The 25270-nt window shown below is 70.7% G+C and carries 25 protein-coding genes; 15 read left to right on the forward strand and 10 right to left on the reverse strand.

What is annotated here, in order from left to right:
• The first annotated feature begins 67 nt into the window (after positions 1-67).
• The 3 genes from dapE to EL340_RS00910 all read left to right on the forward strand — a co-directional run bounded on the left by dapE (position 68) and on the right by EL340_RS00910 (position 2473).
• A complete protein-coding gene (gene dapE, locus EL340_RS00900) occupies positions 68-1342 on the forward strand; it encodes a succinyl-diaminopimelate desuccinylase (RefSeq protein ID WP_126413026.1) in 1275 nt (424 codons plus the stop codon).
• A gap of 102 nt (positions 1343-1444) precedes the next feature.
• Positions 1445-2200, forward strand: a complete 756-nt coding sequence (locus EL340_RS00905; RefSeq protein ID WP_126413027.1) for an LOG family protein — start codon at positions 1445-1447, stop codon at positions 2198-2200.
• A gap of 105 nt (positions 2201-2305) precedes the next feature.
• Entirely contained in the window at positions 2306-2473 is a 168-nt protein-coding gene (locus tag EL340_RS00910; protein WP_003782053.1) for a DUF3117 domain-containing protein, read from the forward strand.
• 158 nt (positions 2474-2631) lie between these two features.
• Here EL340_RS00910 and EL340_RS00915 read toward each other — a convergent pair whose 3' ends face one another.
• Positions 2632-3267: an O-methyltransferase gene (locus EL340_RS00915; RefSeq protein ID WP_009403872.1), complete on the reverse strand. Its 636-nt coding sequence runs from the start codon at positions 3265-3267 to the stop codon at positions 2632-2634.
• Positions 3268-3427: 160 nt separating this feature from the next.
• On the opposite strand from EL340_RS00915, the gene EL340_RS00920 reads away from it, so the two are divergent.
• Positions 3428-4393 (forward strand): twin-arginine translocase TatA/TatE family subunit, encoded by a 966-nt coding sequence (locus tag EL340_RS00920; protein ID WP_126413028.1) that lies wholly within the window; start codon positions 3428-3430, stop codon positions 4391-4393.
• 85 nt (positions 4394-4478) lie between these two features.
• Here EL340_RS00920 and EL340_RS00925 read toward each other — a convergent pair whose 3' ends face one another.
• From EL340_RS00925 to EL340_RS00935, 3 genes are all read right to left on the reverse strand, one after another.
• A complete protein-coding gene (locus EL340_RS00925) occupies positions 4479-5621 on the reverse strand; it encodes an Mrp/NBP35 family ATP-binding protein (RefSeq protein WP_126413029.1) in 1143 nt (380 codons plus the stop codon).
• Between the two features lie 71 nt (positions 5622-5692).
• The gene (locus tag EL340_RS00930; RefSeq protein ID WP_126413030.1) at positions 5693-6283 is read right to left on the reverse strand and encodes a DUF1003 domain-containing protein; all 591 of its coding nucleotides are present in this window, start codon (positions 6281-6283) and stop codon (positions 5693-5695) included.
• Entirely contained in the window at positions 6276-7568 is a 1293-nt protein-coding gene (locus tag EL340_RS00935) for a magnesium transporter MgtE N-terminal domain-containing protein (protein ID WP_126413031.1), read from the reverse strand. The genes EL340_RS00930 and EL340_RS00935 overlap by 8 nt, the downstream gene beginning before the upstream one ends.
• Positions 7569-7648: 80 nt before the next feature.
• Between EL340_RS00935 and EL340_RS00940 the strand changes: the two genes are divergently transcribed.
• Entirely contained in the window at positions 7649-8458 is an 810-nt protein-coding gene (locus EL340_RS00940) for a YflT domain-containing protein (protein WP_126413032.1), read from the forward strand.
• Between the two features lie 46 nt (positions 8459-8504).
• Positions 8505-9353, forward strand: a complete 849-nt coding sequence (locus EL340_RS00945) for a sugar phosphate isomerase/epimerase family protein (protein WP_126413033.1) — start codon at positions 8505-8507, stop codon at positions 9351-9353.
• 8 nt (positions 9354-9361) lie between these two features.
• Here the strand turns inward: EL340_RS00945 and EL340_RS00950 are convergent, their stop codons facing one another.
• The 4 genes from EL340_RS00950 to EL340_RS00965 form a co-directional block, all read right to left on the reverse strand.
• Positions 9362-10354 (reverse strand): cation diffusion facilitator family transporter, encoded by a 993-nt coding sequence (locus EL340_RS00950; protein ID WP_126413034.1) that lies wholly within the window; start codon positions 10352-10354, stop codon positions 9362-9364.
• Entirely contained in the window at positions 10351-10767 is a 417-nt protein-coding gene (locus EL340_RS00955) for an ArsR/SmtB family transcription factor (protein ID WP_126413035.1), read from the reverse strand. Before EL340_RS00955 ends, EL340_RS00950 begins: the two co-directional genes overlap by 4 nt.
• Positions 10768-10832: 65 nt before the next feature.
• Positions 10833-12455, reverse strand: coding sequence for an aminopeptidase P family protein (locus tag EL340_RS00960; RefSeq protein WP_126413036.1), 1623 nt, complete (start codon positions 12453-12455; stop codon positions 10833-10835).
• A 90-nt stretch (positions 12456-12545) separates the two neighbouring features.
• Complete coding sequence (locus tag EL340_RS00965) at positions 12546-13652, reverse strand: Gfo/Idh/MocA family protein (protein WP_232023328.1); 1107 nt, start codon at positions 13650-13652, stop codon at positions 12546-12548.
• 80 nt (positions 13653-13732) lie between these two features.
• Between EL340_RS00965 and EL340_RS00970 the strand changes: the two genes are divergently transcribed.
• Positions 13733-14578, forward strand: coding sequence for a PHP domain-containing protein (locus EL340_RS00970; RefSeq protein WP_126413038.1), 846 nt, complete (start codon positions 13733-13735; stop codon positions 14576-14578).
• Between the two features lie 31 nt (positions 14579-14609).
• Positions 14610-15239, forward strand: a complete 630-nt coding sequence (locus EL340_RS00975) for a MarC family protein (RefSeq protein WP_126413039.1) — start codon at positions 14610-14612, stop codon at positions 15237-15239.
• Positions 15240-15277: 38 nt separating this feature from the next.
• Here the strand turns inward: EL340_RS00975 and EL340_RS00980 are convergent, their stop codons facing one another.
• On the reverse strand, positions 15278-16978 hold the full coding sequence (locus EL340_RS00980) for a DEAD/DEAH box helicase (protein ID WP_126413040.1): 1701 nt from the start codon (positions 16976-16978) through the stop codon (positions 15278-15280).
• A 276-nt stretch (positions 16979-17254) separates the two neighbouring features.
• Between EL340_RS00980 and EL340_RS00985 the strand changes: the two genes are divergently transcribed.
• From EL340_RS00985 to EL340_RS00995, 3 genes are all read left to right on the forward strand, one after another.
• Entirely contained in the window at positions 17255-17932 is a 678-nt protein-coding gene (locus tag EL340_RS00985; protein WP_126413041.1) for a ferritin-like fold-containing protein, read from the forward strand.
• A 168-nt stretch (positions 17933-18100) separates the two neighbouring features.
• Entirely contained in the window at positions 18101-18733 is a 633-nt protein-coding gene (locus EL340_RS00990) for a prolipoprotein diacylglyceryl transferase (RefSeq protein WP_126413042.1), read from the forward strand.
• Positions 18734-18771: 38 nt separating this feature from the next.
• Positions 18772-19956 (forward strand): RCC1 domain-containing protein, encoded by a 1185-nt coding sequence (locus EL340_RS00995; RefSeq protein ID WP_126413043.1) that lies wholly within the window; start codon positions 18772-18774, stop codon positions 19954-19956.
• 81 nt (positions 19957-20037) lie between these two features.
• Here the strand turns inward: EL340_RS00995 and EL340_RS01000 are convergent, their stop codons facing one another.
• Positions 20038-20226 carry a CsbD family protein gene (locus EL340_RS01000; protein ID WP_126413044.1) on the reverse strand — a complete coding sequence of 63 codons (189 nt, stop codon included), beginning with the start codon at positions 20224-20226 and terminating at the stop codon, positions 20038-20040.
• A gap of 288 nt (positions 20227-20514) precedes the next feature.
• On the opposite strand from EL340_RS01000, the gene EL340_RS01005 reads away from it, so the two are divergent.
• From EL340_RS01005 to EL340_RS01020, 4 genes are all read left to right on the forward strand, one after another.
• Positions 20515-21966 (forward strand): purine-cytosine permease family protein, encoded by a 1452-nt coding sequence (locus EL340_RS01005; protein WP_126413045.1) that lies wholly within the window; start codon positions 20515-20517, stop codon positions 21964-21966.
• Between the two features lie 47 nt (positions 21967-22013).
• Positions 22014-22850, forward strand: a complete 837-nt coding sequence (locus tag EL340_RS01010) for a purine-nucleoside phosphorylase (protein ID WP_408608592.1) — start codon at positions 22014-22016, stop codon at positions 22848-22850.
• Positions 22851-22955: 105 nt separating this feature from the next.
• Entirely contained in the window at positions 22956-24392 is a 1437-nt protein-coding gene (gene fumC / locus EL340_RS01015) for a class II fumarate hydratase (protein ID WP_126413047.1), read from the forward strand.
• Between the two features lie 120 nt (positions 24393-24512).
• Positions 24513-25193, forward strand: coding sequence for a DUF1345 domain-containing protein (locus EL340_RS01020; RefSeq protein ID WP_232023157.1), 681 nt, complete (start codon positions 24513-24515; stop codon positions 25191-25193).
• The last annotated feature ends 77 nt before the right edge of the window (positions 25194-25270 follow it).

Consider the following 25270-nt stretch of genomic DNA (forward strand, 5'->3'; position numbering starts at 1 on the left):
GGAGGAGGGAGGACCGCCGAGCCGTCTTCGTCTCCACCGGCTCCAGCAGCTCCAGTAGCCTCGGACCATGACCTCCGCGACGACGTCCTCGACCTCACCGGAACCCACCCCGATTCATCCCGCTACGGTCACCCTGCCCCCGCTGACGGGGCCGGGCGCCGCGAGCCCCGCCGAGCTGACCCTGGCCCTGGTGGGCATCCGCAGCGTCTCGGGCGCCGAGGCCCCGTTGGCCGACGCCGTCGAGGCCGCCCTGGGCGGGCTGGAGCACCTGGAGGTCCTGCGCCACGGCAACACCGTCGTCGCCCGCACCCACCTGGGCCGCCCTGAGCGGGTCGTCATCGCCGGCCACCTCGACACGGTCCCCGTCTCCCTGCACACCGACAACGTTCCCGGGCGCCTTGAGCACCGCGAGGGGGCCGAGGTCATCTGGGGACGTGGCAGCGTGGACATGAAGGGCGGGGTGGCCGCCGCCCTCCACCTGGCCGCCACCCTGAGCGCGCCGCGCCGCGACGTCACCTGGGTCTTCTACGACAACGAGGAGGTCACCAGCGACCTCAACGGCCTGGGCCTGACTCTCCAGGCCCACCCCGACTGGCTGGAGGCCGACTTCGCCGTCCTGGGCGAGCCCACCGGCGCCCAGATCGAGGGCGGCTGCAACGGCACCCTGCGCGTCTACCTCACCGTCCACGGCACCGCCGCCCACTCCGGGCGCGCCTGGCGCGGCGTCAACGCCGTCCACGCCGCCGCCCCCATCATCGATCGCGCCGCGGGGGCTCCGGTGCGCGAGGTCGAGGTCGAGGGGCTGACCTACCGGGAGAGCTTCTCAGTGGTGACCATCGAGGCCGGCGTCGCCACCAACACGGTCCCGGACCGCTGCCGCATCGGCGTCAACTACCGCTTCGCCCCCGACCTGAGTGCCGAGCAGGCTCTTGCCCGTGCCCTGCGCATCCTGGCCGGGCTGCCCGTCGACGGGGCCGGTGGGGCCGGCGGCGCTGACGGCCCAGACAGCGCAGGCGTCTCGGACAGTGCAGACGACACCGAGCTTCCCGTCATCACCGCGGGCACCGGGCGGGTCGACGTCGTCGTCGACGACCTCTCGCCGGCGGCCCGCCCCGGCCTGGACTCGCCGCTGGCCGCCGAGCTCGTCGCCGCCGTGCGCGCCCGTGGGGGAGGGGTCGGTCCCAAGTACGGGTGGACCGACGTCGCCCGCTTCTCCGCGGTCGGGGTCCCCGCGGTCAACCTCGGGCCCGGAGACCCGATGCTCTGCCACACCGACGACGAGCACTGCCCGGTCGAGCAGATCGACGCCGTCACCTCCGTCCTGCGCGACTGGCTGGCCTGAAGACGGAGGTCGCTCGTACTCACCGCCCCGTAGTCACCGCCCGCCACTCCCGAGGCGGCCGGTCTCTTCTCCCTCACGGCCGGTTTAAGGAATCATGGCCGCATGAGTACACGCGAGTCCTACCGCAAGGGGCCAGTGGTGCTGCGCGGCACCCAGATCCCCACCCAGACCACCGACGCGCGGCTGCTGAGCAGCGCCGCCGACGCCGACTGGCTCCACGCCGACCCGTGGCGGGTCATGCGCATCCAGGCCGAGTTCGTTGAGGGTTTCGGTGCCCTGGCCGAGCTGGGGCCGGCCATCAGCGTCTTCGGCTCGGCCCGCACCAAGCCCGAGGACCCCACCTACCGGGTGGCGCAGGAGGTCGGGGCCGGGCTGGCTCGCGCCGGCTACGCCGTCATCACCGGCGGCGGCCCCGGCATGATGGAGGCCGCCAACCGCGGGTGCCACGAGGCGGGCGGCACCTCGGTGGGCCTGGGCATCGAGCTGCCCCACGAGCAGGGCATGAACGACTACGTCGACCTCGGGGTCAACTTCCGCTACTTCTTCGCCCGCAAGACCATGTTCGTCAAATACTCCGACGGCTTCGTCGTCATGCCCGGCGGCATGGGCACCCTCGACGAGCTCTTCGAGGCCCTCACCCTGGTCCAGACCCAGAAGATCTCATCCTTCCCCATCGTGCTGGTGGACAGCGGCTACTGGGGCGGGCTGCTTGAGTGGGTGCGCACCACCATGATCGGGCGGGGCATGATCTCTCCGGCCGACCCCGATCTGCTTCATGTCGTCGACGGCGCCGAGGAGGCGGTGGACTACGTGGTGGGCGCCGCCCGCCGGCTCCGTAACGGGCAGAACGGGGCGTGAATCGCGTCATGGCAGACGCATCCTCGAACGTTGCACCTTGAATGTCGTAGAATATGACAGGTCGCGCGGCGATGTGCCCGCGCAGCACTGACGAAAGGTGAGCACATGGCTGCCATGAAGCCCCGGACCGGAGACGGCCCTCTCGAAGTCGTCAAGGAAGGCCGCGCCATTATCATGCGGGTTCCGCTTGAAGGCGGCGGTCGGCTTGTCCTCGAGATCACGGCCGACGAGGTCAAGGAGCTTGGAGAGGCCCTGGCCAACGCCAAGATCTGATCGATCCAGGCGGTCTGGGTACAGACCGGTCTGCTCGGTCCTCGGCGTTGAGGAGTCGGCGACCGGGCCGTCCAGCCTATGAGAGAGGGTCGGACCCATGACGGGTCCGACCCTTCTTCTCTGCGCTGCCTTCCCCGTCCGGCCTGACAGTGCGCGACTCAGGTCTGGCGCACGGAGACGAGCAGTCCGTCGCCGACCGGGAGCAGCGTCGTCAGCAGGGCCCGGGAGGCGCGCAGCGCCTTGCCGAGCTCGCGAGCGGCCACCGTGGTGACGTCGCGGCGCGCCGGGTCGGCCACGTGGTCGTTCCACAGGGCCCGGGTGACGGCCAGGACCCCGCCCCGGCGCAGCATCCGCAGCGCGTTGGAGGCCAGGAGGATCGCCTCCTCCGGGGCGACGTCGAGCACCACCATGTCGTAGGAGCGGGCCGCCATCCGGGGCATGACGTCGGAGGCCCGCCCCTGGATGATGCGGGTGCGCGATGAGGGGTAGCCGGCGCCGTCGAAGGCGCGGCGGGCCTCGCGCTGGAGCTCGGGCTCGACGTCGATCGTGGTGAGGACCCCGTCGGAGCCCATGCCGCCGAGCAGCCACAGACCTGAGACGCCGGTGCCGGTGCCCACCTCGGCCACGGACTTGGCGCCCACCGAGGCGGCCAGCATCCGCAGCGCCGCACCGGTCCCCGAGGACACCGGGGTGATGCCGAGCTCGAGCCCGCGTATACGGGCCTGGGCCGTGGCCTCGTCCTCCGCGGTGAAGTCCTCCGTGTAGGACCAGCTCAGCGTCTTGTCCGCACTCACTGTGAGCCTTTCTTCTGCTGCGGGGCGCCAGGCGCGGCCCCTCGATCCACATTGTTCCAGGTGTTCGGCCGGATAGGGGGAAGGGAGGGGGCCCGGGTGAGTCCGCCGGTAGGCGAACTGGTGCGCAGTCGGTGTGGGAGGACTCCCTATACTGGGCGGCGTGTTCGGCATTTCTGGATCTGAGTTCCTCGTCATCGTCCTGGTGGCGGTGGTCGTGGTCGGGCCGCAGCGCTTGCCCGAGTACACCCGCAAGCTCACGCAGCTGGTGCGTCAGCTCAGGGTGTTCCTGGACAACGCGCGCAGCCAGATCGCCGAGGAGGTCGGCCCCGAGATGGCCGACCTGGACCTGTCCAGCCTCGACCCGCGCCAGTACGACCCGCGCAAGATCGTGCGCGACGCCCTGGGGGAGGACATCGACGCCATCCGCGAGGACCTCGCCCACCCCTTCCGGTCCGTCGGCTCGGCCGCCAAGGAGATCTCCGACGACGCCGCCAAGGCCGTCAACGACGTCGTCAAGCAGGACCGGGCCAACTCGCTGAGCAAGCAGATCGAGGCCAAGCGGGCCGAGCAGCTCGCTGCGAAGGACAAGGACGCTGCGCAGGACACAGAGAAGGACGCCGCCGACGCCGCCCAGCCTGCTGAGAGCACCGCGAAGCCGGCGGAAGACTCCGATAGCCCTGAGACCTCTGAGAGCACCGAGACGTCTGAGAACTCCGCTCCGCCGCAGGGGGTGCTCCAGAAGACGGACAGCGTCGAGGCCGAGGCTGAGCCGGAGCCGGCTGAGCCCGACGATCAGGCAGAGTCACAGGCAGACTCTCCCACTGAGCCTGAGGCCGTCGAGACTGAGCAGCCGGAGCCGGCTGAGCGGGCCGAGCAGCCGGATGAGGTGGAGCCGGTGCCCGAGCCGGCGGACGCCCCGGGGGACGTCCCGGTGGAGGTCCCGGCCAGTCTCGCCGAGCCGAGCGCCGATCCCGAGCAGTCGGAGGAGGCATCCGAGGCAGTCGATGACCAGGTCGATGACCACGCCAACCGGGTGCGTCCGCTCTCCCCGCGTGACATCGTGCGCGCCGCCAACGCCGCCGCCCGCACCCGTGCCGAGGCCGCACGCGTCGCCGTCGACTTCTAACCCACCGAGCCGGTCAGAACTCGCGTAGCCGGACGGAAATACCGCCCGGCTACGCGAAAAATGTCGGTCTCGGCGAGAAATCAGATCAGGCCGGGGTCACTCCCAGGCTCTTGCCGGCCAGGCCGCGGGCGCGGTGGCTCAGGCGCTGGGCGACGGCGGACAGCTCCAGGGCCGCGGGGGCGTCGGCGGCGGGCCTGCCGTCGTCGGCCACGGTGGCCGGGTGACCGGTGTCGGAGCCCTCGCGCAGGCGGATGTCCAGCGGCAGCTGGGCCAGCAGCGGCACCTCGTAGCCAAGGGTCTCGCTCAGGGACGCGCTGACGATCGTGCCCCCGCCGGAGCCGAAGATCTCCAGGCGCGAGCCGTCGGGCTGGGGCATGTAGGACATGTTCTCGATGACGCCGACCACCCTCTGGTGGGTCTGGGCGGCGATGAGGCCGGTGCGCTCGGCCACCTCGGCGGCGGCCGTCTGCGGGGTCGTGACCACGAGGATCTCCGCATTGGGCAGCAGCTGGGCCACCGAGATGGTCACGTCGCCGGTCCCTGGCGGCAGGTCCAGCAGGAGGACGTCCAGGTCGCCCCAGAAGACGTCGGAGAGGAACTGCTGGACGGCGCGGTGCAGCATGGGGCCGCGCCAGACCACCGGCTGCTTGTCCTCGACGAACATGCCGATCGAGATGACCTTCACCCCGTGGGCCACGGGCGGCACGATCATGCCGTCGAGCTGGGTGGGGACCCGGTCCACGCCCAGCATGCGGGGGATGGAGAAGCCGTAGATGTCGGCGTCGACGACGCCCACGCTCAGGCCCTGTGCGGCCATGGCGGCTGCCAGGTTCGCCGTCACCGAGGACTTGCCGACCCCGCCCTTGCCGGAGGTGACGGCGTAGACCCTGGTGAGGTTGCCCGGCTGGGTGAAGGGCACCACCGGCTCGGCGGCTCCTCCGCGCAGGCGGCGGCGCAGCTCGGCCTTCTGCTCGTCGTTCATGACCCCCAGGCTCACCTCGACCCCGGTGACGCCCTCGACGGAGCCGACCTCCCGCTGGGTGTCGGCGGTGATCGTGTCCTTCAGGGGGCACCCGGCCACGGTCAGCAGCACCTCGACGCTGACGACGCCGTCCTCGGCGATGTCAACGGAGGAGACCATTCCCAGGTCGGTGACGGGGCGGCGCAGCTCGGGGTCGATGACCTTGTCCAGCGCCTCCATGACGGCGTCATGAGTCGGTAGCGGCATGGCCCCATCCTAGAGGCGGCGCTTGGAGCCTCAACAGGTGGCACGTCCCACGTGAGTCGGGCGGGCGGCGCTCAGTGCGACACGTGCTGACCGGGCTGGGCGCCGGGCTCGCCGTCGGTGCCCTCCTGGAACTCCGCGATCTCGGTAATCTCCTCACGGGTTAGGCGCTCCTCGGCGAGGATCTCGCTGAGCATGTCGCGCAGTTCGCTGCGCACGAAGTCGCGGGTGGCGACGTCGTTCATGGCCAGGCGCAGGGCGGCGATCTCCCGGGTGAGGAACTCGGTGTCCTCCAGGTTGCGCTGGGCGCGCTGGCGGTCCTGCTCGGCGGTGACGCGGTCGCGGTCGTCCTGCCGGTTCTGGGCCAGCATGATGAGGGGTGCCGAGTAGGAGGCCTGGGTGGAGAAGGCCAGGTTGAGCAGGATGAAGGGGTAGGGGTCCCAGGCGGCCTTCTCGCCCTGCGTCTTGGCCAGCAGGAGGTTGGCGACGATCCACACGAAGACGAAGATCGACATGTAGAGCACGAACTGGGGCGATCCCATGAAACGGGCGGTCGCCTCGGCGAAGCGCCCGAACCCGTCCGAGCGGGAGGCCCGTGCCGGGTGGGTCCTGCGCAGCCACCGAAGGCGGTTGTCGGGCAGCGGCTGGTCGAGCTGGTCAGGCATTGGCGCCCCTCTCGATCGTCTCGTCGGTGACGGCCTCGTCGGCCACGCGCCAGTCGTCGGGCATGAGGTGGTCCAGGACGTCGTCGACGCTGACGGCGCCCAGCAGGCGCCCGGCGTCGTCGAGCACCGGCAGCGCGGTCAGGTTGTAGGTGGCCAGCAGGCGGGTGACGGTGCCGATGGAGTCCTCGGCGCGCACTGAGTCGACGTCGGTGTCCACGATCGAGCCGACCAGCCGCTGAGGCCGCTCGCGCAGCGCCCGCTGGAAGTGGACCACGCCCACGAACTTGCCGGTTGGCGACTCCAGGGGAGGGCGGCACACGAAGCCGATGGCGGCCAGGGCCGGGGGGATCTCGGCCTTGCGGGACTGGGCCAGGAAGGTCGCCACCGTCGCCTCGGGGGGCAGGATGATCGGCTCGGTGGTCATGAGGCCGCCGGCGGTGTAGTCGTCGTAGGCCATGAGGCGGCGCACGTCCTCGGCCTCCTCGGGCTCCATGAGGCCCAGGAGCTCGGTGGCCTTGAGCTGGGGGAGGTCGGCCACCAGGTCGGCGGCGTCGTCGGGCTGCATGGCGTCCAGGACGTCCGCGGCGCGCCCGGCCTCCAGGCGCGACAGCAGCGCGACGGCGTCCTCGTTGCCGAGCTCCTCGAGGACATCGGCCAGGCGCTCGTCGGTCAGCTCGGCGGCCACGCGCATCTGGCTGTCCTGGGGCAGGTCGCGCATGACGTCGGCCAGGTCGGCGGCCTTGAGGTCCTCCAGGGTGGCCAGCAGCGCGGTGGCCCCCTGCTGGTCGGCGCTGGCGGCCAGGCCCGTGACCTCGTCGGGGCGCACCGTGAAGGTCTCCCCGCGTCGCAGGCCCAGCGGCCCGGTGGCGGCCCGCTGGACGAACAGGCGGGTCACCTTCCAGTCCATACCGCGGTCGCGCTCGATGGCCACGTCCCGCACGGTGACGTTGCCGGAGCCGTCACGCATCGTGACCACACGGTCCAGCAGCTCGCCGACGACGAGGGTCTCCACATGGCGCTGGGTGAAGCGGCGGATGTTCATCAGCCCCGTGGTGATGACGGCGCCGGGCTCGATCGCGGTGACCCGGGACAGGGGCAGGAAGACGCGGCGCCGGCTGGAGACCTCGGTGACGAACCCGACCGCCCGCGGCTCCCCGCGCATCTGCAGCAGGACGACGACGTCATGGACCTTGCCCACCGCGTCGCCCAGGGGGTCGAAGACGGAGGTGCCGATGAGGCGGGCCACAAAGACCCTGCTGGTCGTGCGCGTCCTGGTGTTCTCCACAAGCCAAGCCTATGCGCCTGAGGCGTGAATGCCTGCCGATGGGTCTGTACCGCGTGCCCGCGCGTGCGACGATAGCCCCCATGAGTGCCAATCCGAGCCCGCTGTCCTCCCTGTCCTCGCCCAGCGGTGGTGTCATGCCCCAGGGTGAGGAGGTGGCCTCCTTCGCGACCTACCCCGAGGCGCAAAGGGCCGTCGACGCCCTGTCCGACCAGGGCTTCCCGGTCCAGCACCTGGCGATCATCGGTACCGACCTGCGGCAGGTCGAGCGCATCACCGGGCGCATGAGCTGGGGGCGTGCGGCGATGTCGGGGGCCATGAGCGGCCTGTGGATCGGGGTGTTCTTCGGTCTCATCATGTCGGTGGCCGGCAGCAGCGGGCCCCGGCTCAGCTTCTGGGCCTGTGTCCTGCTGGGGGTGCTGTGGGGCATCGTCTTCCAGCTCTTCAGCTACGCCCTGACGCGTGGACGGCGCGACTTCACCTCGATCAGCCAGGTCGTGGCCTCGCGCTACTCGATCATCGCCGCCCGTGAGGCCCGTGAGGCGGCCCAGGCGCTGACCGATGTCCCGGGCAACCTCACGCGCGGGGGAGAGGCCCAGCGCCGGTCCCAGGAGCGTCGTCGGGCCCGGGAGACGACCTCCGGGCCGACGGCCTTCGGCTCCCGCCCCGACGAGCAGCCCCGCTTCGGGGTGCGGCTGCCGCAGCCCGACAGCACCGCCTCCGACATGACTCCCGGACCGGCCTCGGAGCCGCTGACGAGCACTCCTGCCGTCCCCGAGGACTACGACCCGTTCCGGCGCCCCTCGCGCCGGGAGGATCAGGAGGAACCAGGTGACTCGACGTCGTCGCGGGGCCCCGGTGGCGACGCCGGCTCCGGCGACAACGACCGATGAGGACTGACGAGGACCGACGAGGACTGAGGGGCAAGGGATTTCGGCGATGAGTATTCCGGTGGGGCTGTCGACTGCCTGCGTGGTTCCCGGCAGCGTTCCCGACACCTTCGCGATCGCCCAGGAGCTGGGCTACGACGGCATCGAGGTCATGGTCTGGAGCGAGAAGGCCTCTCAGGACGCCACCCGTCTGGCGGCCCTGGTGGAGAAGTTCGACCAGCCGGTGCTGGCGGTCCACGCCCCCACGCTGCTGGTGACCCGCGGGGTCTTCGGCGCGGACCCGTGGGACAAGGTGGACCGCTCCATCGAGCTGGCCCACTACCTCGAGGCGCCCACGGTGGTGCTTCACCCGCCGTTCTTCTGGCAGACCCGCTACGCGCGCTCCTTCATCGCCGGGGTCGCCCAGCGCGAGGCCACCACCGGCATCCACCTGGCGGTGGAGAACATGTTCACCTGGAGGCCCCGGCACGCCCACTCCACGCGCGACTTCCAGGCCTACTCGCCCACCTGGGACCCGGTGGGGCAGGGCTACAAGTCGGTGACGCTGGACATCTCCCACGCCGCCACCTCCGGATCCGACGCCCTGGCCATGGCCCGTTCCCTGGGACCCACCCTGCGCCACCTGCATCTGACCGACGGCGTTCCCGGCCCCCTGGATGACCACCTGCTGCCCGGGCAGGGAAACCAGGACTGCGCCGGGGTCCTCAAGCACCTGGTGGCCACCGGCTTCGAGGACGTCGGCGGACAGGTGGTCGTCGAGGTGACCACCAGGTCCATGACGGCCGCCCAGCGCCTGGAGGGGCTCGCCAGTGCGCTCGCCTTCGCCCGGGAGCACCTGGAGGGCGGGGAGCCGGCGCACGTTCCCGAGCCGACCCGCAGGCGCTACCGCCGCGGCTGAGCCCCGCGCTAGCAGTAGGCGACCTCGTGCTCGAGGTGAGAGACGGGCTCGAGCTGGAGGGTCGCGTGCTGGATCTTGACCGGGAAGTGCTCGGCCACGCAGCCCTGGAGCCGATCGAGGATCTCCTCGGTGTGACCGTCGCGCAGGCACTCGTCGCGCACGACGACGTGCGCGGTCAGCACCGGCATCCCTGAGGAGACCGTCCAGGCGTGCAGGTCGTGGACCTCCTCGACGTGGTCGACGCCGAGCATGTGGGTGCGCACCTGCGCCAGGTCCAGCTCCTTGGGCGTGAAGTCCATGAGGACGGCCAGGGCCGAGCGCAGCAGCGCCACGGCCCGGGGCAGGATGAGGACGGCGATGAGGAGGGAGGCCACGGCGTCGGCCCGGGTCCAGCCGGTGCGGGCCACCACCGCGGCCGCGATGATGACGCCCACGGAGCCCAGGGCGTCGTTGAGGACCTCCAGGAAGGCGGCCCTCATGTTGAGGTTCTCGCCGTGCCCCTCGCCACGGCGCCCGCCGGAGAGGACCAGCAGCGCGATGACGTTGGCGGCCAGCCCGATGACGCCCATGACGAGCATGCCGGAGGCCTCGACCTGCGGGGCGATCAGCAGGTTGTGAACCGCCTTGAAGGCCACGAAGAGGCCGACGACGGCCAGCATGCCCGCCTGGAGCGCGGCCCCGATGACCTCGGCGCGGCGCATGCCCCAGGTGGAGCGGTCCGTGGCCGGCCGCGTGGACAGGTGCGCGGCCGTTAGGGCCATGACCAGGCCGACGACGTCGGTGAGCATGTGCCCGGCGTCGGCCAGCAGGGCCAGCGAGCCGGTCAGCAGCGCCGTGACGATCTCGGCCACCAGGACGGTGGCCGACAGGCACAGGGCGACCAGCAGCCGGCCTCGCGAGGCCCCCGCGCCGTGGTTGTGCGAGTGCCCGTGAGTGTGCTCGTGGGCGTGCTCAGGGGTGGGGGAGTGGTCGTCGTGGTCGTGGCTGTCCGGGGTGCTCACAGCGGCTCCTTGGCTTGGCTGTCCTGGCTGTCCTGACTGTCCCGGCTGTCCTGGCCGGAGGGGGCTGAGGAGCCGGAGGCGATGATGTCGGCCAGGGACTCGGCCGCGGCCAGGACCTGCTCGATGGCCTCGGGATTCTCGATCCTGCTGACGTTGGCCCGTCCGTGGGAGTGGCTGGAGATGAGACCCGCGCTGCGCAGGATCGCCAGGTGCTGGGAGACGGTCGACTGGGCCAGGCCCAGGTGCTCGGTCAGCTCCACCACCCGGTGCTCGCCGCCGTGAAGGTGACGCAGGATCGCCAGACGGGTGGCGTCCCCCAGGACGTCGAGCAGGGAGGCCACGGTGGAGGCCTCGTGCACGGCGCCGTGGTCCTGCGGGCGGTCCTCGGGAAGTAGTCCATGTTTCATCGTCATATGACGATGCTATTCATGGATGCCGATGATGCGCAAGGGGTGTTGGCCCACCTGCGGGGAGGCGCTCAGGCGATGAGTCCGCTCACCCAGGCCTCGACCTCCTCCACGGTGCGGGGCACGTCCTGGGTCAGCCGCTCGACGCTGCCGTCCTCACGCACGACGACATCGTCCTCGATGCGCACACCGGTGCCGCGCATCTCGGCGGGCACCAGCAGGTCGTCGTCGCGGAAGTACAGGCCCGGCTCGATGGTGAAGCACATGCCCGGCCTGAGCTCGGCCTCCATGTACATCTCGCGGCGCGCCTGGGCGCAGTCGTGGACGTCCAGGCCCAGGTGGTGGCTGGTCCCGTGGACCATCCAGCGCCGGTGGTACTGGCCCTCGGGCGCCAGCGAGTCGGCGGCGCTGACCCCCTCGGGCAGCATCCCCCACTCCTCCAGGCGGGCGGCGATCACCTCCATGGCGGCGGCGTGGACGTCCTTGAAGCGGCAGCCCGGGGTGCCGGCCCGCTCGAAGGCGGCGTCGGCGGCGTCGAGCACCGCCTGGTAGATCCTGCGCTGGGCCTCGGTGAAGCGGCCGTCGACCGGGATCGTGCGGGTGACGTCGGCGGTGTAGAGGGAGTCGACCTCCACGCCGGCGTCGACCAGGACCAGCTGGCCGGGCTCGACGGCGCCGTCGTTGTTGATCCAGTGCAGCGTGTTGGCGTGGTTGCCCGCTGCGGCGATCGTGTCGTAGCCCAGGCCGTTGCCCTCCTCGCGCGCCTTGGCGCCGAAGGCGCCTTCCAGGACCCGCTCGCCGCGCCAGTGGCCGCGGGCCCGCGGGATGGAGCGGATGAGGTCGTCGAAGCCCTCCTTGGTGGCGGCCACGGCGGCGCGCAGCTGGTCGATCTCCCAGGGGTCCTTGGTCAGGCGCAGCTCGCTGGCGGCCTCGGCCAGGCCGGCGTCGACCTCGGCGGCGGCCTGGCCGGTCTCCAGCCCGACCTTCTGGCGCGTGGTGGTCACTAGGGCGGTGACGGCCTCATCGGCCTCGGCGACGACGCGCAGCTGCACCGCGTCGGGGCCGGCGTCCTTGGCCAGGGCATCGGGCAGGGAGTCGATGTGGGCGCAGCGCATACCGGTGGCCGACTCGACCTCCTCCAAGGACGGGCGCACCCCCACCCACAGCTCGCCGTAGCGGGGGTCGCCGTAGAACTCCTGGCTGGAGCGCGAGGCCCGGGGGCGGAAGTACAGGACCGCCTCGTGGGTGGGGGCGGCATCGTCCGGTTCCGCCGAGGGTGTGTCCTGGACGGGTGAGACGGGTGAGGTGAGGGGCTCCAGGACGAGGACGGCGTCGGGCTCGAAGTCCGTGCCCGTCCCGGCCAGATGGGCGAAGGCGCTGTGCGGCCGGAAGCGGTAGTCGCAGTCGTTGTTGCGCACCTTGAGCGCGCCGGCGGGCAGCACCAGGCGCTCGCCGGGGAAGAGCCGTCCGAGGGCCTCCCGGCGGGCAGCCGCCCACGGGGCCGCCTCGCTGCGTGCGGGCAGCCCCTCGGGGCGGGGGCCCCAGCCCGAGCCGATGAAGTCCCTGAAGGCCTGGTTGTCGGGCTGGCGGGACCGGTTGGATCCGCGCGCCGCCAGGGACTGGGGGGCCTCCTCGGAGGAGGCGGACGCGGAGGTGTCGTTGAGGCTGTCGTCTGCAGGGGAGGTCGATGTCATAGCGGCATCATCCCACCGTCGAGCCCCTGCCCGTGCCTGGGAGAGGCCGCCGGGCGTCTGAGGGCGCTCGATGAGGTCAGTTCGGTGAGGTCAGTGCCGTTCGTCGGCCGGGAAGCGCACCCCTACCTGGCGGCGGGCCTCCTCCAGGACCCTGACCGCGGCCACCGAGTGCCCCAGGGGGTGCAGCTCGGACTCTCGCGCTCCGGCGCGCACCAGGCGGCACACCTCGGCCAGCTCGTAGGCGAGCTGGTGGCCGGGCAGCTGAGCGCTGCGCTCGACCGACAGGTCCTCGCGCGCCCGCACCCCCTCGTCCGAGCTCCTGGTCGCGGCCGGACCGCGCAGCTCGATGCGCCGGGGCCACTGGCAGTCATCGATACTCAGCACGTCCCGATCCGAGGTGAAGGTCGACTTCGTCCCCGGAGAGGTCTTGGAGTGCAGGCAGACGACCTCCAGCCCGGCGTGCTCACCGGAGTCGTAGGACAGGATGACCGTGCCCCGTACGTCGGCGCCTGAGTCCAGCAGCTCCCCCGTGGCCGTCACCCGGTCGGGCTCCCCGAACAGGTGGATGGCCAGGTTGACCGGGTAGATGCCCAGGTCCATGAGGGAGCCTCCGCCCAGGGCCGGGTCGAAGGCCGGCGGCAGCGAGCCGGCCCGGTAGGTCTCCATCCGCGAGGAGAACTGCTCCTTGGACAGCAGTACCCGGTGCAGCCGCCCCAGCCTCGGCAGCGTCTCGCGCACCCGTGCCACGCCCGGCTCGAAGGCGGACAGCCACCCCTCCATGAGGAAGCGGTCGGCCCGCCCGGCTGCCTCCACCATCGCCTCGGCCTGCGCGAGGGTCAGGGCGAAGGGCTTCTCCACCAGTACGTGGAAACCGGCCTCCAGCGCCGTGATCGTCTGGCTCGCGTGCAAGGAGTTGGGTGAGCCCACGTAGACGACGTCGATCGGCGCCTCGGAGCCGGATCCGTGGGCCGCGAGCATCTCCTCCAAGGAGGCGTGGGCGTGAGGGACCGCGTGCTCCTCGGCGAAGGCGGCGGCGCGCTCGCGGCGTGCGGAGGTGACGGCCACGATGCGTGCGGCAGGCTCCCGGGAGACCGCCTCGGCGAACCATCCGGCGATGAAACCGGCCCCGATCACCCCGAAGCGGACCGGTGCGTCGTCGGCGTCCTCAGTGTCCCCGGTGCGCGGTGCGGTACTCATACTGCGGATACTGCGGCTCGGCTCACTCATGCCGTCCAGTCTGTCACGCCTCCCCTCTCGCGCATCCCTACACTGTCCCGGTGCGTATTGACCCCCACACCCACTCGGCCTGCTCCGACGGCACGGACTCACCCGCCGAGCTCATGGCCCAAGCGGCCGGTGCCGGCCTTGACGTCATCGGGCTGACCGACCACGACACGACGGCCAGCTGGGACGAGGCGGCCTCGGCCGTACCGGCAACCGGTGTCGCCCTGCTGCGCGGCACCGAGATCTCCTGCGCCGCCGGCGGTGTCACCCTCCACCTGCTGTCCTACCTGCACCGGGCTGACGACCCCGCCCTGAACGAGGCCTTCGCCCATGCCCGCACCTCCCGGGACACCCGCGCCCAGCGGATGGTCGAGCGCCTCAGCGAGGACTACCCGATCACCTGGGAGGACGTCGTCGCCCACTCCTCCGACTCCCACACGATCGGCAGGCCCCACATCGCCGACGCCCTGGTGGCGGCCGGGTCCTTCCCCGACCGCAATGAGGCCTTCGCCGGACCGCTGGCCACTGACTCCCCCTACTACGTCATTCACTGGGCGCTGGATCCGGTCGAGGCCTGCCGGCTGGTCCGAGCGGCCGGCGGGGTCCCGGTGGCCGCTCATCCTCGGGCCTCCTCGCGCCAGCGCTACCTCGTGCCCGATGAGGTCTTCGCCGAGATGGCCGAGGCCGGGCTGGCCGCCCTGGAGCTCGACCACCGCGACCAGGGTCCCGAGCAGCGCGAGCAGGTCCGCGTTCTGGCTCAGCGCCTGGGCCTGGGGCTGTCGGGTGCCTCGGACTACCACGGCACGGGTAAGCCCAACCGCCTGGGGGAGAACCTCATGCCACCAGGGCTTCTGGAGCGGATCCTCGACGAGGGCGCCCTCGACCTCGTCACGCCCTGACTCCTGGCGACTCCGGTGATAGAAAGCCACCATGCTGCAGTCCGTCTTCGAGCCCACGGTCTTCGCCACGACCTTCATGACGCTCCTGGTCATTCAGGACCCCCTGGGAGCCATCCCGATCTTCCTGTCGCTGACCTCCCGGCAGAACCCGGCTGAGCGCGCCGCCTCCGCTCGCCAGGCCACGGTCGTCTCCTTCGGCGTCATCCTTCTCTTCGCGGTCTTCGGCCGCTACATCCTCAAGTTCCTGGGCATCTCGGTGCCCTCGCTCCAGGTGGCCGGCGGGCTGCTCCTGCTCCTGGTGGCCCTCGAGCTGCTGACGGACAAGGCCGATGAGAGCCCCGATCCCGACGCCGTCACCTCCAACGCGGCCCTCGTCCCCCTGGGGACGCCCCTCCTGGCGGGCCCCGGGGCGATCGTCGCGGCGATGGTCGCCGTGGACGCCACCGGTGGCGGCGTGGCCGGATGGGTCTCCGTGACGGCGGCGATCATCGGCACGCATATCGTCGTCTGGATCGCGCTGCGCTTCTCCCTGGGTCTCAACCGGGTGCTGGGCACCTCCGGCATCCGGATCCTCACCCGGGTCATGGGGCTGCTCCTGGCGGCGATCGCGGTCCAGATCATGGCCGACGGAGTCTTCGCCTTCCTGGAGACCCGCCTCTAGCCCGGGAGAATCCCGGGAGAAGCCTGGGAGAGCAGAGCCTACTCGCCGGCGGACCCGTCAGCCGGCCCGCCGATGGGACGGCCGCCGCGAGTGCGCTTGCGGGTGCGCTTGCGCCGGGGCTTCGCCTCGCCGTCGGCCGAGCGTCGGGAGCGCGAGCGCTCACCGCGCTTGGTGTCCCTGCCGCCGCGGCCCCGTCGGCCGTGGTCGTCGCCTCCACCGCGTCCGCCCTGTCGGCCGGACTGCTTGCGACCGCGTCTGCCGGTCTCGCCCAGGTCCTCGATCTCCTCGGCGTCCAGGCCCTCCAGGGTGCGCTTGTGACGGGGGAGGCGACCGGTGACCTTCTGAGGGATCGACAGGTCGGAGAAGAGGTGCTCGCTGGTGTGGTAGGTCTCCACCGGCTCCTCGATGGGCAGCCCCAGGGCCTTGGCGATGATCCGCCAGCGCGGCACGTCGTCCCAGTCCACGAAGGTGACCGCCGTGCCGGAGTTGCCGGCGCGGCCGGTGCGCCCGATGCGGTGGACGTAGATCTTCTCGTCCTCGGGGCACTGGTAGTTGATGACGTGGGTGACGTCGTCGACGTCGATACCGCGGGCTGCCACGTCAGTGGCCACGAGCACGTCCACCTTGCCGTTGCGGAAGGCACGCAGGGCCTGCTCGCGGGCCCCTTGCCCGAGGTCCCCGTGGAGGGCGGCGGTGGCGAAGCCGCGCGCGCGCAGGTCGTCGGCCACCCGGGCCGCCGTGCGCTTGGTGCGGGCGAAGATGATCGTGCGCCCACGTCCCTGGGCCTGCAGGATCCGGGCGACGACCTCCACCTTGTTCATCGAGTGGGTGCGGTAGACGACCTGCTGGACCGTCTGAACGGTCATGCCCTCATCACCCGGGTCCTGGGCGCGGATGTGGGTGGGGCGGGTCATGTAGCGGCGAGCCAGGGCGACCACGGCGCCGGGCATCGTGGCGCTGAACAGCATCGTGTGCCGGTCGGGGCGAGTACGGGCCAGGATCTTCTCCACGTCCGGCAGGAAGCCCAGGTCCAGCATCTCATCGGCCTCGTCCAGGACGACGGTGGTCACGTGGGCCAGGTCCAGCACACCGCGGTCCATGAGGTCGATGAGGCGACCGGGCGTTCCCACGACCACTTCGGCGCCCCGCTGAAGGTCCTCGATCTGGGGCTCGTAGGCGCGTCCGCCGTAGACCTGGACGATGCGCACGGTGCGCTTGGCGGCGGCGGTGGCCAGCTCTTCGGCGACCTGCTTGGCGAGCTCGCGGGTGGGCAGGATGACCAGGCCCTGCGGGCTGCCGGAGGCGGGGTCCTCGTCCCAGCCCTCCTCCCCGGGGCCCAGGGTGTCCATGAGCAGGGGGATGCCGAAGCCCAGGGTCTTGCCGGTACCGGTCTTGGCCTGACCGATGATGTCCTGGCCCTCCAGGGCCACCGGCAGGGTAAGGGCCTGGATGGGGAAGGGGTGGGTGATGCCCTTGGCGGCCAGGGCCTCGCAGATCTCGGGCTCGACTCCGAAGTCGGCGAAGGTCTTGCGGGTCAGGTCGGTCTGGTCGCCCTCGTCGGTGATGTCGGGGGTGGCCTCGTCCAGGACGGGGGCGTGGGCACCTGCCGTCTCGATGATGCCGGACGCGGAGACAGGGGCGCTGGGGCTGGCGTCGGCGCCGTCGGTGGTGGTGGTCTGCTCGTCTGTGGAGTTGTTGCTGGGCTCGACGGCGTCGGCCCCGTGCTGCTCGTTGCTCACGAGGTTCCTTGTCTTCTGGTCAGGTTGTTCCGGTCCGGCGCGGCTGTCGCTCGCGCGCACGGCTCAGGTGCGCTGCGTGGGCGGTGGCGCCGTCGGGTGTGGCAGCCGATCGCGAGTCATATCTGAGTCCATCTGACGACCGGGCAACCGTGGACGCCGTCAGCGTAGCGGGAAAACGTCCCGATGGCGCCCCCGGGTAAGAGAACGTGCCACGGGCGTGTCTGATGTCACGGAGTCGGGTCGCGGTCGCCTCGTGTGCGCGAGGACCCGGTTACGATGGGGGCCATGACCCAGATGCCGACGCCGTCACCGCAGCCCAGCGCCTCCACCCCGATGCGGGTCGGCCCCCACGAGCTGTCGGTCGTCGGCGTCGTCGCCATCTCCAGGACGGCGGCCTGCACCCGCTACGCCAAGGACGCCGACCGGGCCCCTCGGATGGCCGCCCGGGTCGACCTGCTGCGTATGAGCGCCTGGGAGGTCGGGTCCTTCGATCGGGTCGTGGCGCTGGCGTCGGTGCACGGCATCGACGCCGCCGGGGCCGCCGAGCGCTTCACGGACGTCCTGGGGGACTTCGACGAGCGCCTGCGCCCCCTGGACTGGGCCGAGCGACTTCTCAAGACTTATATCGCCTTCGGCCTGCTCATCGACTTCGGCATGGCGCTGAGCGACTCGTTGGCCGAGCCTCTGCGCGGCGGGCTCATCGATGAGCTCAGTCAGGACCCGATCGGCTCCTACGCCGTCGCCGAGCTGGAGGCGGTCATCGCCGTCGACCCCCAGCTGGCCGCCCGCCTGGGGCTGTGGGGAAGGCGTGTCGTCGGTGAGGAGATCGGGACCTTCCAGAGGCTGCTCGGGCAGTTCCCCGAGCTGCTCGGTTCCATGGCTCCCGAGCAGCTCCACACGGTGCTGTCCCAGGGGGCCGTCTCGAGGATGAGGGGACTGGGGCTGCGGGTTTGACGTCTGCGGGTCCAACGGTACCCCACTGTAGCGTGAGGTATCTAACACTGGGAGCGGTACCCGTGTCGGCGACGTGACACGACCGGGGTGCCGCCGGGTAAGGTGTCGGCATCCAAGCCCTATGACCCGTCTCGAGAACCCGCGGTTCTCGGCGCTGAAGGAGTTCCCATGAAGCGAAGCGTGTGGATGGCTGCGTCCGCGGCCGTTGCCCTGTCGGTCGTCCCGGTCGGTGCGGCCGCCGCAGAGTCAGATCCCGCTCCCGCGGCCGAGCAGGCAGCACCGCAGGCCGACTCTCCCGCAAACCCCGAGCCCAAGACTCCCGCCCCCGCTGTCCCCGATCCCAACGGCGGCAAGCCCGCCCCCGCTCCGGAGCCCGCGCCGGCTCCTGCTCCCGCGGACGACGCCGGCAAGGCCGACCCGCAGACGCCCGGAGCCGACAACGCCGCTGCGCAGCAGAACAAGCCTGCCGCTCCGGCTGCACCGGCCGAGCAGGGTGAGAGCGAGCAGAGCGACCCCGCCGAGTCCCAGGGTGAGTCTGCTCCTGAGCAGCAGGCACCCCAGGGCGAGGCGCCTGCGGAGTCCTCCGAGAGCGCTCCCGCCGCCTCCGGCGAAGGCTCTGCCCAGGGCTCCGCCGACGCTCCGCGTGAGCAGGCCGCCGCGCCTCGCCAGGGCGGTACCACCAGTGCCAGCCGCCCTGCCCTCGCGCAGACCGGTGCGGGGACGACCGCCGCCTGGATGGCCGTGGGGGTCGGTGCCACGGGCGCTGCCATGCTCATGGCGCGCCGCAGGCTGGCGTACTGACGCGTATCGGTCCTTCACGTTGAGGAGAGGTCTGGCCCATGGATGACCGGATGCTCGACGGGGACAGGGTGCTGTGGTTCATCGGTGGCAGTCCTGAGCGTGCTCGGGAGGCTCTTGTCGCCGGTCATGCCTGGACGCCCGAGCAGCGTGCGCAGCTCGAACAGATCGCTTCGTCCGCCGGATACTCCCCCCAGTTCACCGGCTACCCGCCTGCACAGCAGCCGCCCACGCAGGAGCTGATGGCTCCTTATGAGGCGCCTGGAAGCGTCTTCGCCTCGGACGGCACCTACGGCTACGGGGGCGATGACGCCGACGGCTCGACCGTGGACTACGGTGCGCCGCAGTCAGCGGCCGCCGAGCCGCCCCAACCGCAGACAGTGACGCCGACGCAGCCTCAGCCGCAGGGCTACCGGCTCCAGCCGCTGCCCGCTGTGGCCGAGATGCAGTCGAGTCAGGGCGGTTCCCAGTACTCGGACGGTGTTCCGCGCCGCGGCTGGGTCCTGCCGGTCGTCGCGGTCGGCGTTCTCGTCATCGGACTGGTGGCGGGGGCCCTGGGTGGGCACTGGCTCTGGCCCGGGAGGCAGTCGGCGGCCTCGACCCCGTCCGCTGCCGCCCCCGCAGCCACGAAACCGGCCTCGCTGCGTGCCGGCAGCGGATCCTTCGTCTGCTCCTCCAACGGCACCGGCGTCTCCTGCTGGGGCGCCGACGCTCAGGCCAACACCCAGGGCGCGCGCGTGTCGCCGACGGCGGTGCCCGGGCTTGAGAAGGTCAAGATCTCCGCACTGAGCGTGGGGAAGGGCTTCGCCGTGGCCGTGGACGAATCGGGCACCGTCTACGCCTGGGGCGCCAACGAGGTCGGTCAGCTCGGTAAGAAGACTGACGAGGCGCTCGTCAACCAGGCCGTTGAGGTCGGCAAGCTCCCGGCTGTTCCCACTGAGCTCGTCTCGGGCTACGAGCACACCTGTGCACTGACCGGGGGAACGGTGTGGTGCTTCGGCTCCAACCGCTACGGGCAGGTCAACGGCACTGTCTCAGACTCCCCGTCCGGACTGGTGCAGGTCGACAAGGTCACTGGGGTGAGCCAGATCGGCACCTCCGGCTACGACACGTGGGCCACGGTCGACAAGGGAACCTGGACCTGGGGGAACAACTCCTGGGGACAGGCCGACCCCTCGCAGAGCGTGGTCAACGTGGCACCGACCCTCATTCCTGCAGACGGCTGAACCGGTATCACAGGAGCCGAACGGCGCCCGGTCCTCTTCACGGAGGCCGGGCGCCATCCGTTCTCGGTCCGTGCTACTTGGCTACTTGTCGCCCTTGAGGCGGTTGACCGCGCCCTTGACGGCGTCCTTGGCGTCCTCCGCGGCCTCCTTGACCTTGCCCTCAACGTTCTGGAGCTTGCCCTCGGTCTCCGTCTCCTTGTTGCCGGTCACCTTGCCTGCGGCCTCCTTGGCCTTGCCGGCGATCCTGTCGAAGGTTCCGTTGTCGCTCATGAGAGCTCCTTTCCGTGGTAGGTCTCCTGAGGAGGAGACGTGGCGGACACCTCGACCCTACAGGCCTCCGGCTGGGACGTTGCTCAACAATGAATGTGAACTGCTATAGAAATCAAATTCAGTGCATAGTGCAACTTATTTTTGGGGTGAGGCGGCATGCGCTTGCGGCTGCTGGCCAGGCGGCGCCTTACACTCCTTCATGAGCGTCTCACAACGTCCAGTGGCCGTTCTCCCGTTCGGCGCCCCGCCCTGGAGGCGCCTCGAATCCGACACCGAGGTCGATTACCCATGAGCAGTACACCTGCGCAGTCCCCCGCTGCCGCCTCCCGCGTTGAGAACGCCGGTCTTGACGTCATTGCCGAGTCCGATCGAAAAGGTCGGCCCAGCGACCTGTTCATGCCCTGGTTCGCCGCCAACATCTCAGTCCTGGGACTGTCATGGGGAGCCTGGGTCCTCGGCTTCGGCCTGTCCTTCTGGCAGGCGGTGGTGGCCGGTAGCGTCGGCGTCGTCCTGTCGTTCCTCCTGTGCGGCGTCATCGCCGTCCTGGGCAAGCGGGGCAGCGCTCCCACCCTGGCCCTGTCCCGAGCCGCCTTCGGCTACAACGGCAACCGCCTGTCCGCCGCCCTGTCCTGGGTCCTCACCGTGGGCTGGGAGACCGTCCTGTGCGTCTCGGCCACCCTGGCCTCGGCAACGGTGCTTCAGGCGCTGGGATGGCACAACCAGGTCGGCGCCCAGATCCTGGGATTCCTGCTCACCGTTGGCCTGGCGGCCAGCGCCGGCATCCTCGGCTTCGAGGCCATCATGAAGGTGCAGACCTGGATCACCTGGGCCACCGGCGTCCTGACGGTCATCTACCTGGTGCTCGTCGCGCCCCAGATCAGCTTCCGCACGCTCCTGGCCCTGCCCTCTGGTGGCCCTGCGGCCTTCATCGGCGCCCTGGTCATGGTGGCCACCGGCTTCGGTCTGGGCTGGGTCAACGCCGCCGCCGACTACTCCCGCTACCTGCCCCGCAAGGCCTCGACGGCCGGTGTCATCGGCTGGACGACGCTGGGCTCGGCGCTGCCGTGCGTCGTCCTGGTCTTCTTCGGCATCCTCCTGGTGGGCTCCGACGCCGCCCTCGGGGAGGCCATCAACGCCGACCCCATCGGCGCCCTCACCACGATCCTGCCCACCTGGTTCCTCGTCCCCTTCGCGATCGTCGCCATCCTGGGGCTCGCCGGGGGCATCATCATGGACCTGTACTCATCGGGCCTGTCCCTGCTGGCCACCGGCCTTCCCGTGCGCCGGCACGTGGCCACCTCGATCGACGCCACCATCATGACCGTGGGCACCATCGCCGTCATCTTCGGCGCCGACGACTTCCTCGGCCCTTTCCAGGGCTTCCTCACCACCCTCGGGGTGGCCATCGCCGCCTGGGCCGGAGTCATGGTCGCCGAGGTCGTCCTGCGCCGCCGTGACTACGACGAGGAGGCCCTCTTCACGCCCGACGGCGTCTACGGCTCGGTCAACTGGGAGGCGATCGGCCTGGTGGCCGCCGGCTCCGTCGTCGGATGGGGGCTCGTGGTCAACTCGGCCGCCTCCTGGCTGTCCTGGCAGGGCTACCTGCTCGGGCCGCTGGGTGGTCGCGAGGGGGCCTGGGCCGGCGCCAACCTCGGTGTGCTGGTGGCTCTGCTCATCGGCCTGCTCGGGCACCTCGCCCTGGGGCGAGGTCGAGTGGCCCGACAGGAGGCCCGCTCATGACCGACGACGTGTCCGCCGTTCCCGGTGCAGCCATCGGTTCTGAGCGCATGACGGCCCTGCGCGCCTCCGCGGGACCCGACGGTCCGGGGCCAGCCTTGGAGGGGGCCCATCAGATCACCCGGCGCACCGGCACTCCCGGCCATGACCTCCTGGTGGTCCTGGGATCCGGCGCCGCCGACGCCCTGGCCGCCTGGGGCGAGCCGGCGGCGAGCCTGCCCCTGTCCGACCTGCCCGGAGTCCTCACCCCGGTCGCACCGGGCCATGAGGACCGTCTCGACTCCTACGTCGTCGACCGCTATGAGCAGGACGCTGGGGGACGGCTGCGCGTGCTCGTGGCCCGGGGGCGCACCCACCTCTACGAGGGACACGGTCCCGGGCCGGTGGTCGCCCTGGCCCGGATCGCGGCCGCCGCCGGGGTGCGCGCGGCCGTCCTGGTCAACGCCGGTGGCTGCCTGCGCAGGTGGAGGATCGGTGAGGTCATGACCATCACCGACCACCTCAACCTCACCGGATCCTCGCCCCTGACCGGCCCGGTCTTCGTCGACGTGCGTGGGGTGTGGGACGCCGGGCTCGCCGAGGCCGTGGGCGCCGTGACCGAGCGCTCCGGGGTCTACGCCGCCCTACGAGGCCCGGAGTACCAGACCATGGCCGAGACCCGCATGCTGGAGGCCCTTGGCGCGGACTGCGTGGGCATGTCCACCATCATGGAGGCCATCGCCCTGCACCAGCTCGGCGTGCGCGTGGCCGGCATGAGCATCGTCTCCGACCTGTCCTTCGCGCAGGATCCCACCGACCCCGACGAGGTCGTCCGCCTCGCGGCCGCCGCGCACACGACGATCGCCGCCGGCATCGGAGCGGCTCTGGAGCAGCTTCGGTGCCATTGAAGCGGTGCCATGAGTGCTCGACGTCGTCGGCCGGTAGCGATCTGAGACGCGTCTGGGACACCTGTCCTCGCACCTCCGCGACCGTGAGCACCTAACCTTGCACCTATGACAACTGATGCAAAGACGCCCGACCAGGCTGTCACGACCCGCACCGAATCCGACTCCATGGGCACCATCGAGGTGGACGCCAACCGATACTGGGGGGCCCAGACCGAGCGGAGCCTGCACAACTTCGACATCGGCCGCGAGACCTTCGTGTGGGGACGCCCCATGATCAAGGCCCTCGGCATCCTCAAGAAGTCCGCCGCCCTGGCCAACGCCGAGCTCGGGGAGCTCCCCACCGACATCGCCGACCTCATCGCCAGAGCCGGCGACGAGGTCATCGCCGGCGACCTGGACGCGGAGTTCCCGCTCGTGGTCTTCCAGACCGGCTCGGGCACCCAGTCCAACATGAACTCCAACGAGGTCATCTCCAACCGCGCCATCGAGCTGGCCGGCGGTGAACGGGGCTCCAAGACCCCGGTCCACCCCAACGACCACGTCAACCGCGGCCAGTCCTCCAACGACACCTTCCCCACGGCCATGCACATCGCCGTCGTCAACGAGCTGGCCGCCATGTACCCGCGCGTCCAGCAGCTGCGCGACACCCTGGACGCCAAGGCCAAGGCCTACGCCGACGTTGTCATGGTGGGACGCACCCACCTGCAGGACGCCACCCCCATCACCCTGGGCCAGGTCATCAGCGGCTGGGTCGCCCAGATCGACTTCGCCCTCGACGGCATCCGCTACGCCGACTCCCGCGCCCGCGAGCTGGCCATCGGCGGGACCGCCGTGGGCACCGGCCTCAACGCCCACCCGAGGTTCGGGGCCCTGTGCGCGGCCAAGATCAGCGAGGAGACCGGCATCGAGTTCACCCAGGCGGACAACCTCTTCGCCGCCCTGGGAGCCCACGACGCCCTGGTCCAGGTCTCCGGCTCCCTGCGCGTCCTGGGTGACGCCCTGATGAAGATCGCCAACGACGTGCGCTGGTACGCCTCCGGCCCCCGTAACGGCATCGGCGAGCTCATCATCCCGGAGAACGAGCCCGGCAGCTCCATCATGCCCGGCAAGGTCAACCCCACCCAGTGCGAGGCCATGACCATGGTGGCCACGAAGGTCTTCGGCAACGACGCCACCGTCGGCTTCGCGGGCTCCCAGGGCAACTTCCAGCTCAACGTCTTCAAGCCGGTCATGGCCTGGTGCGTCCTGGAGTCCATCCAGCTCCTGGGCGACGCCTGCGTCTCCTTCGACACCAACTGCGCCTACGGCATCGAGCCCAACACCGAGCGGATCGAGGCCAACCTGGAGACCAACCTCATGCAGGTCACCGCCCTCAACCGCCACATCGGCTACGACAAGGCCTCCAAGATCGCCAAGAACGCGCACCACAAGGGCCTGTCCCTGCGCGAGTCCGCCCTCGAGCTCGGCTTCGTCACCGCCGAGGAGTTCGACAAGTGGGTCGTGCCCATGGACATGACGCACCCCAGCGCCGCTGAGGACTGAGCCTCAGACCGCTGTGTCTTCCGACGACGGCGCTGCCGGCCCCCGTATCAGGCCGGCAGCGCCGTCGTACGAAGGTGGTGGTGCCGGGGCGCCACCACCTTCGCGTGGCAGACTGCGCCCATGACGCGATCCAGCACTGTGGGCCTCGTGGTGGAGGCCCTGCTCGTCCTCCTGGGGGCAGGGACGATCTTCGGCGGCGACACGGCCATGGCCTTCTACTCCATGATCGGCTGGACCCTTCTGGCGCTGGTCTACGTCGCCGTCGCCCTGGGGGCGGCATGGAGGCGTCGCACCGTCCCGGACGATGACGACACCCAGGCACCCGCGCTGAGACTGAGCCGGTGGATGATCGTCCTGCTGGGGATGACGCCGGCCGTCGCGGCCTTCATGGGAGTCCTGGGGGCGCTCCTCGAGCTGAGCCTGCCGGCAGGACTGGTGACGAATCTTCCCTCGATTCTCGGGACCGATCGCCAGGAGGCACTGGCCCTGGCCCGGACGGTTTTCAACATCACCACCGTTCTCATGGCGATCCTGGGCTGGTCGCTGCTTCACCTCAGCTACGCCCGCCACTACGAGCGCCTCGACCACGTCCACGGCCCGGCCTTCGACTTCCCCGGAATCAAGGACCCCGAGCTGACCGACTACGTCTACTTCGCCATGACCATCGGAACCACCTTCGCCACCTCCGACGTCAACGTCACCTCCCGCCGTCTGCGCTGGACGGTGACCGTCCACTCGGTCCTGGCCTTCTTCTACAACGCCATCGTCATGGCGATCGCCTTCAAGCTCATCACCGACTAGACCTGCTAGCTCTGCCAGAGCTGCGCGTCCGCCGACACGTCGAGGCTCCAACGCGTCACGTACTCACAGAGACGGCA

It is taken from the genome of Actinomyces viscosus (assembly GCF_900637975.1).
Classification (GTDB): domain Bacteria; phylum Actinomycetota; class Actinomycetes; order Actinomycetales; family Actinomycetaceae; genus Actinomyces; species Actinomyces viscosus.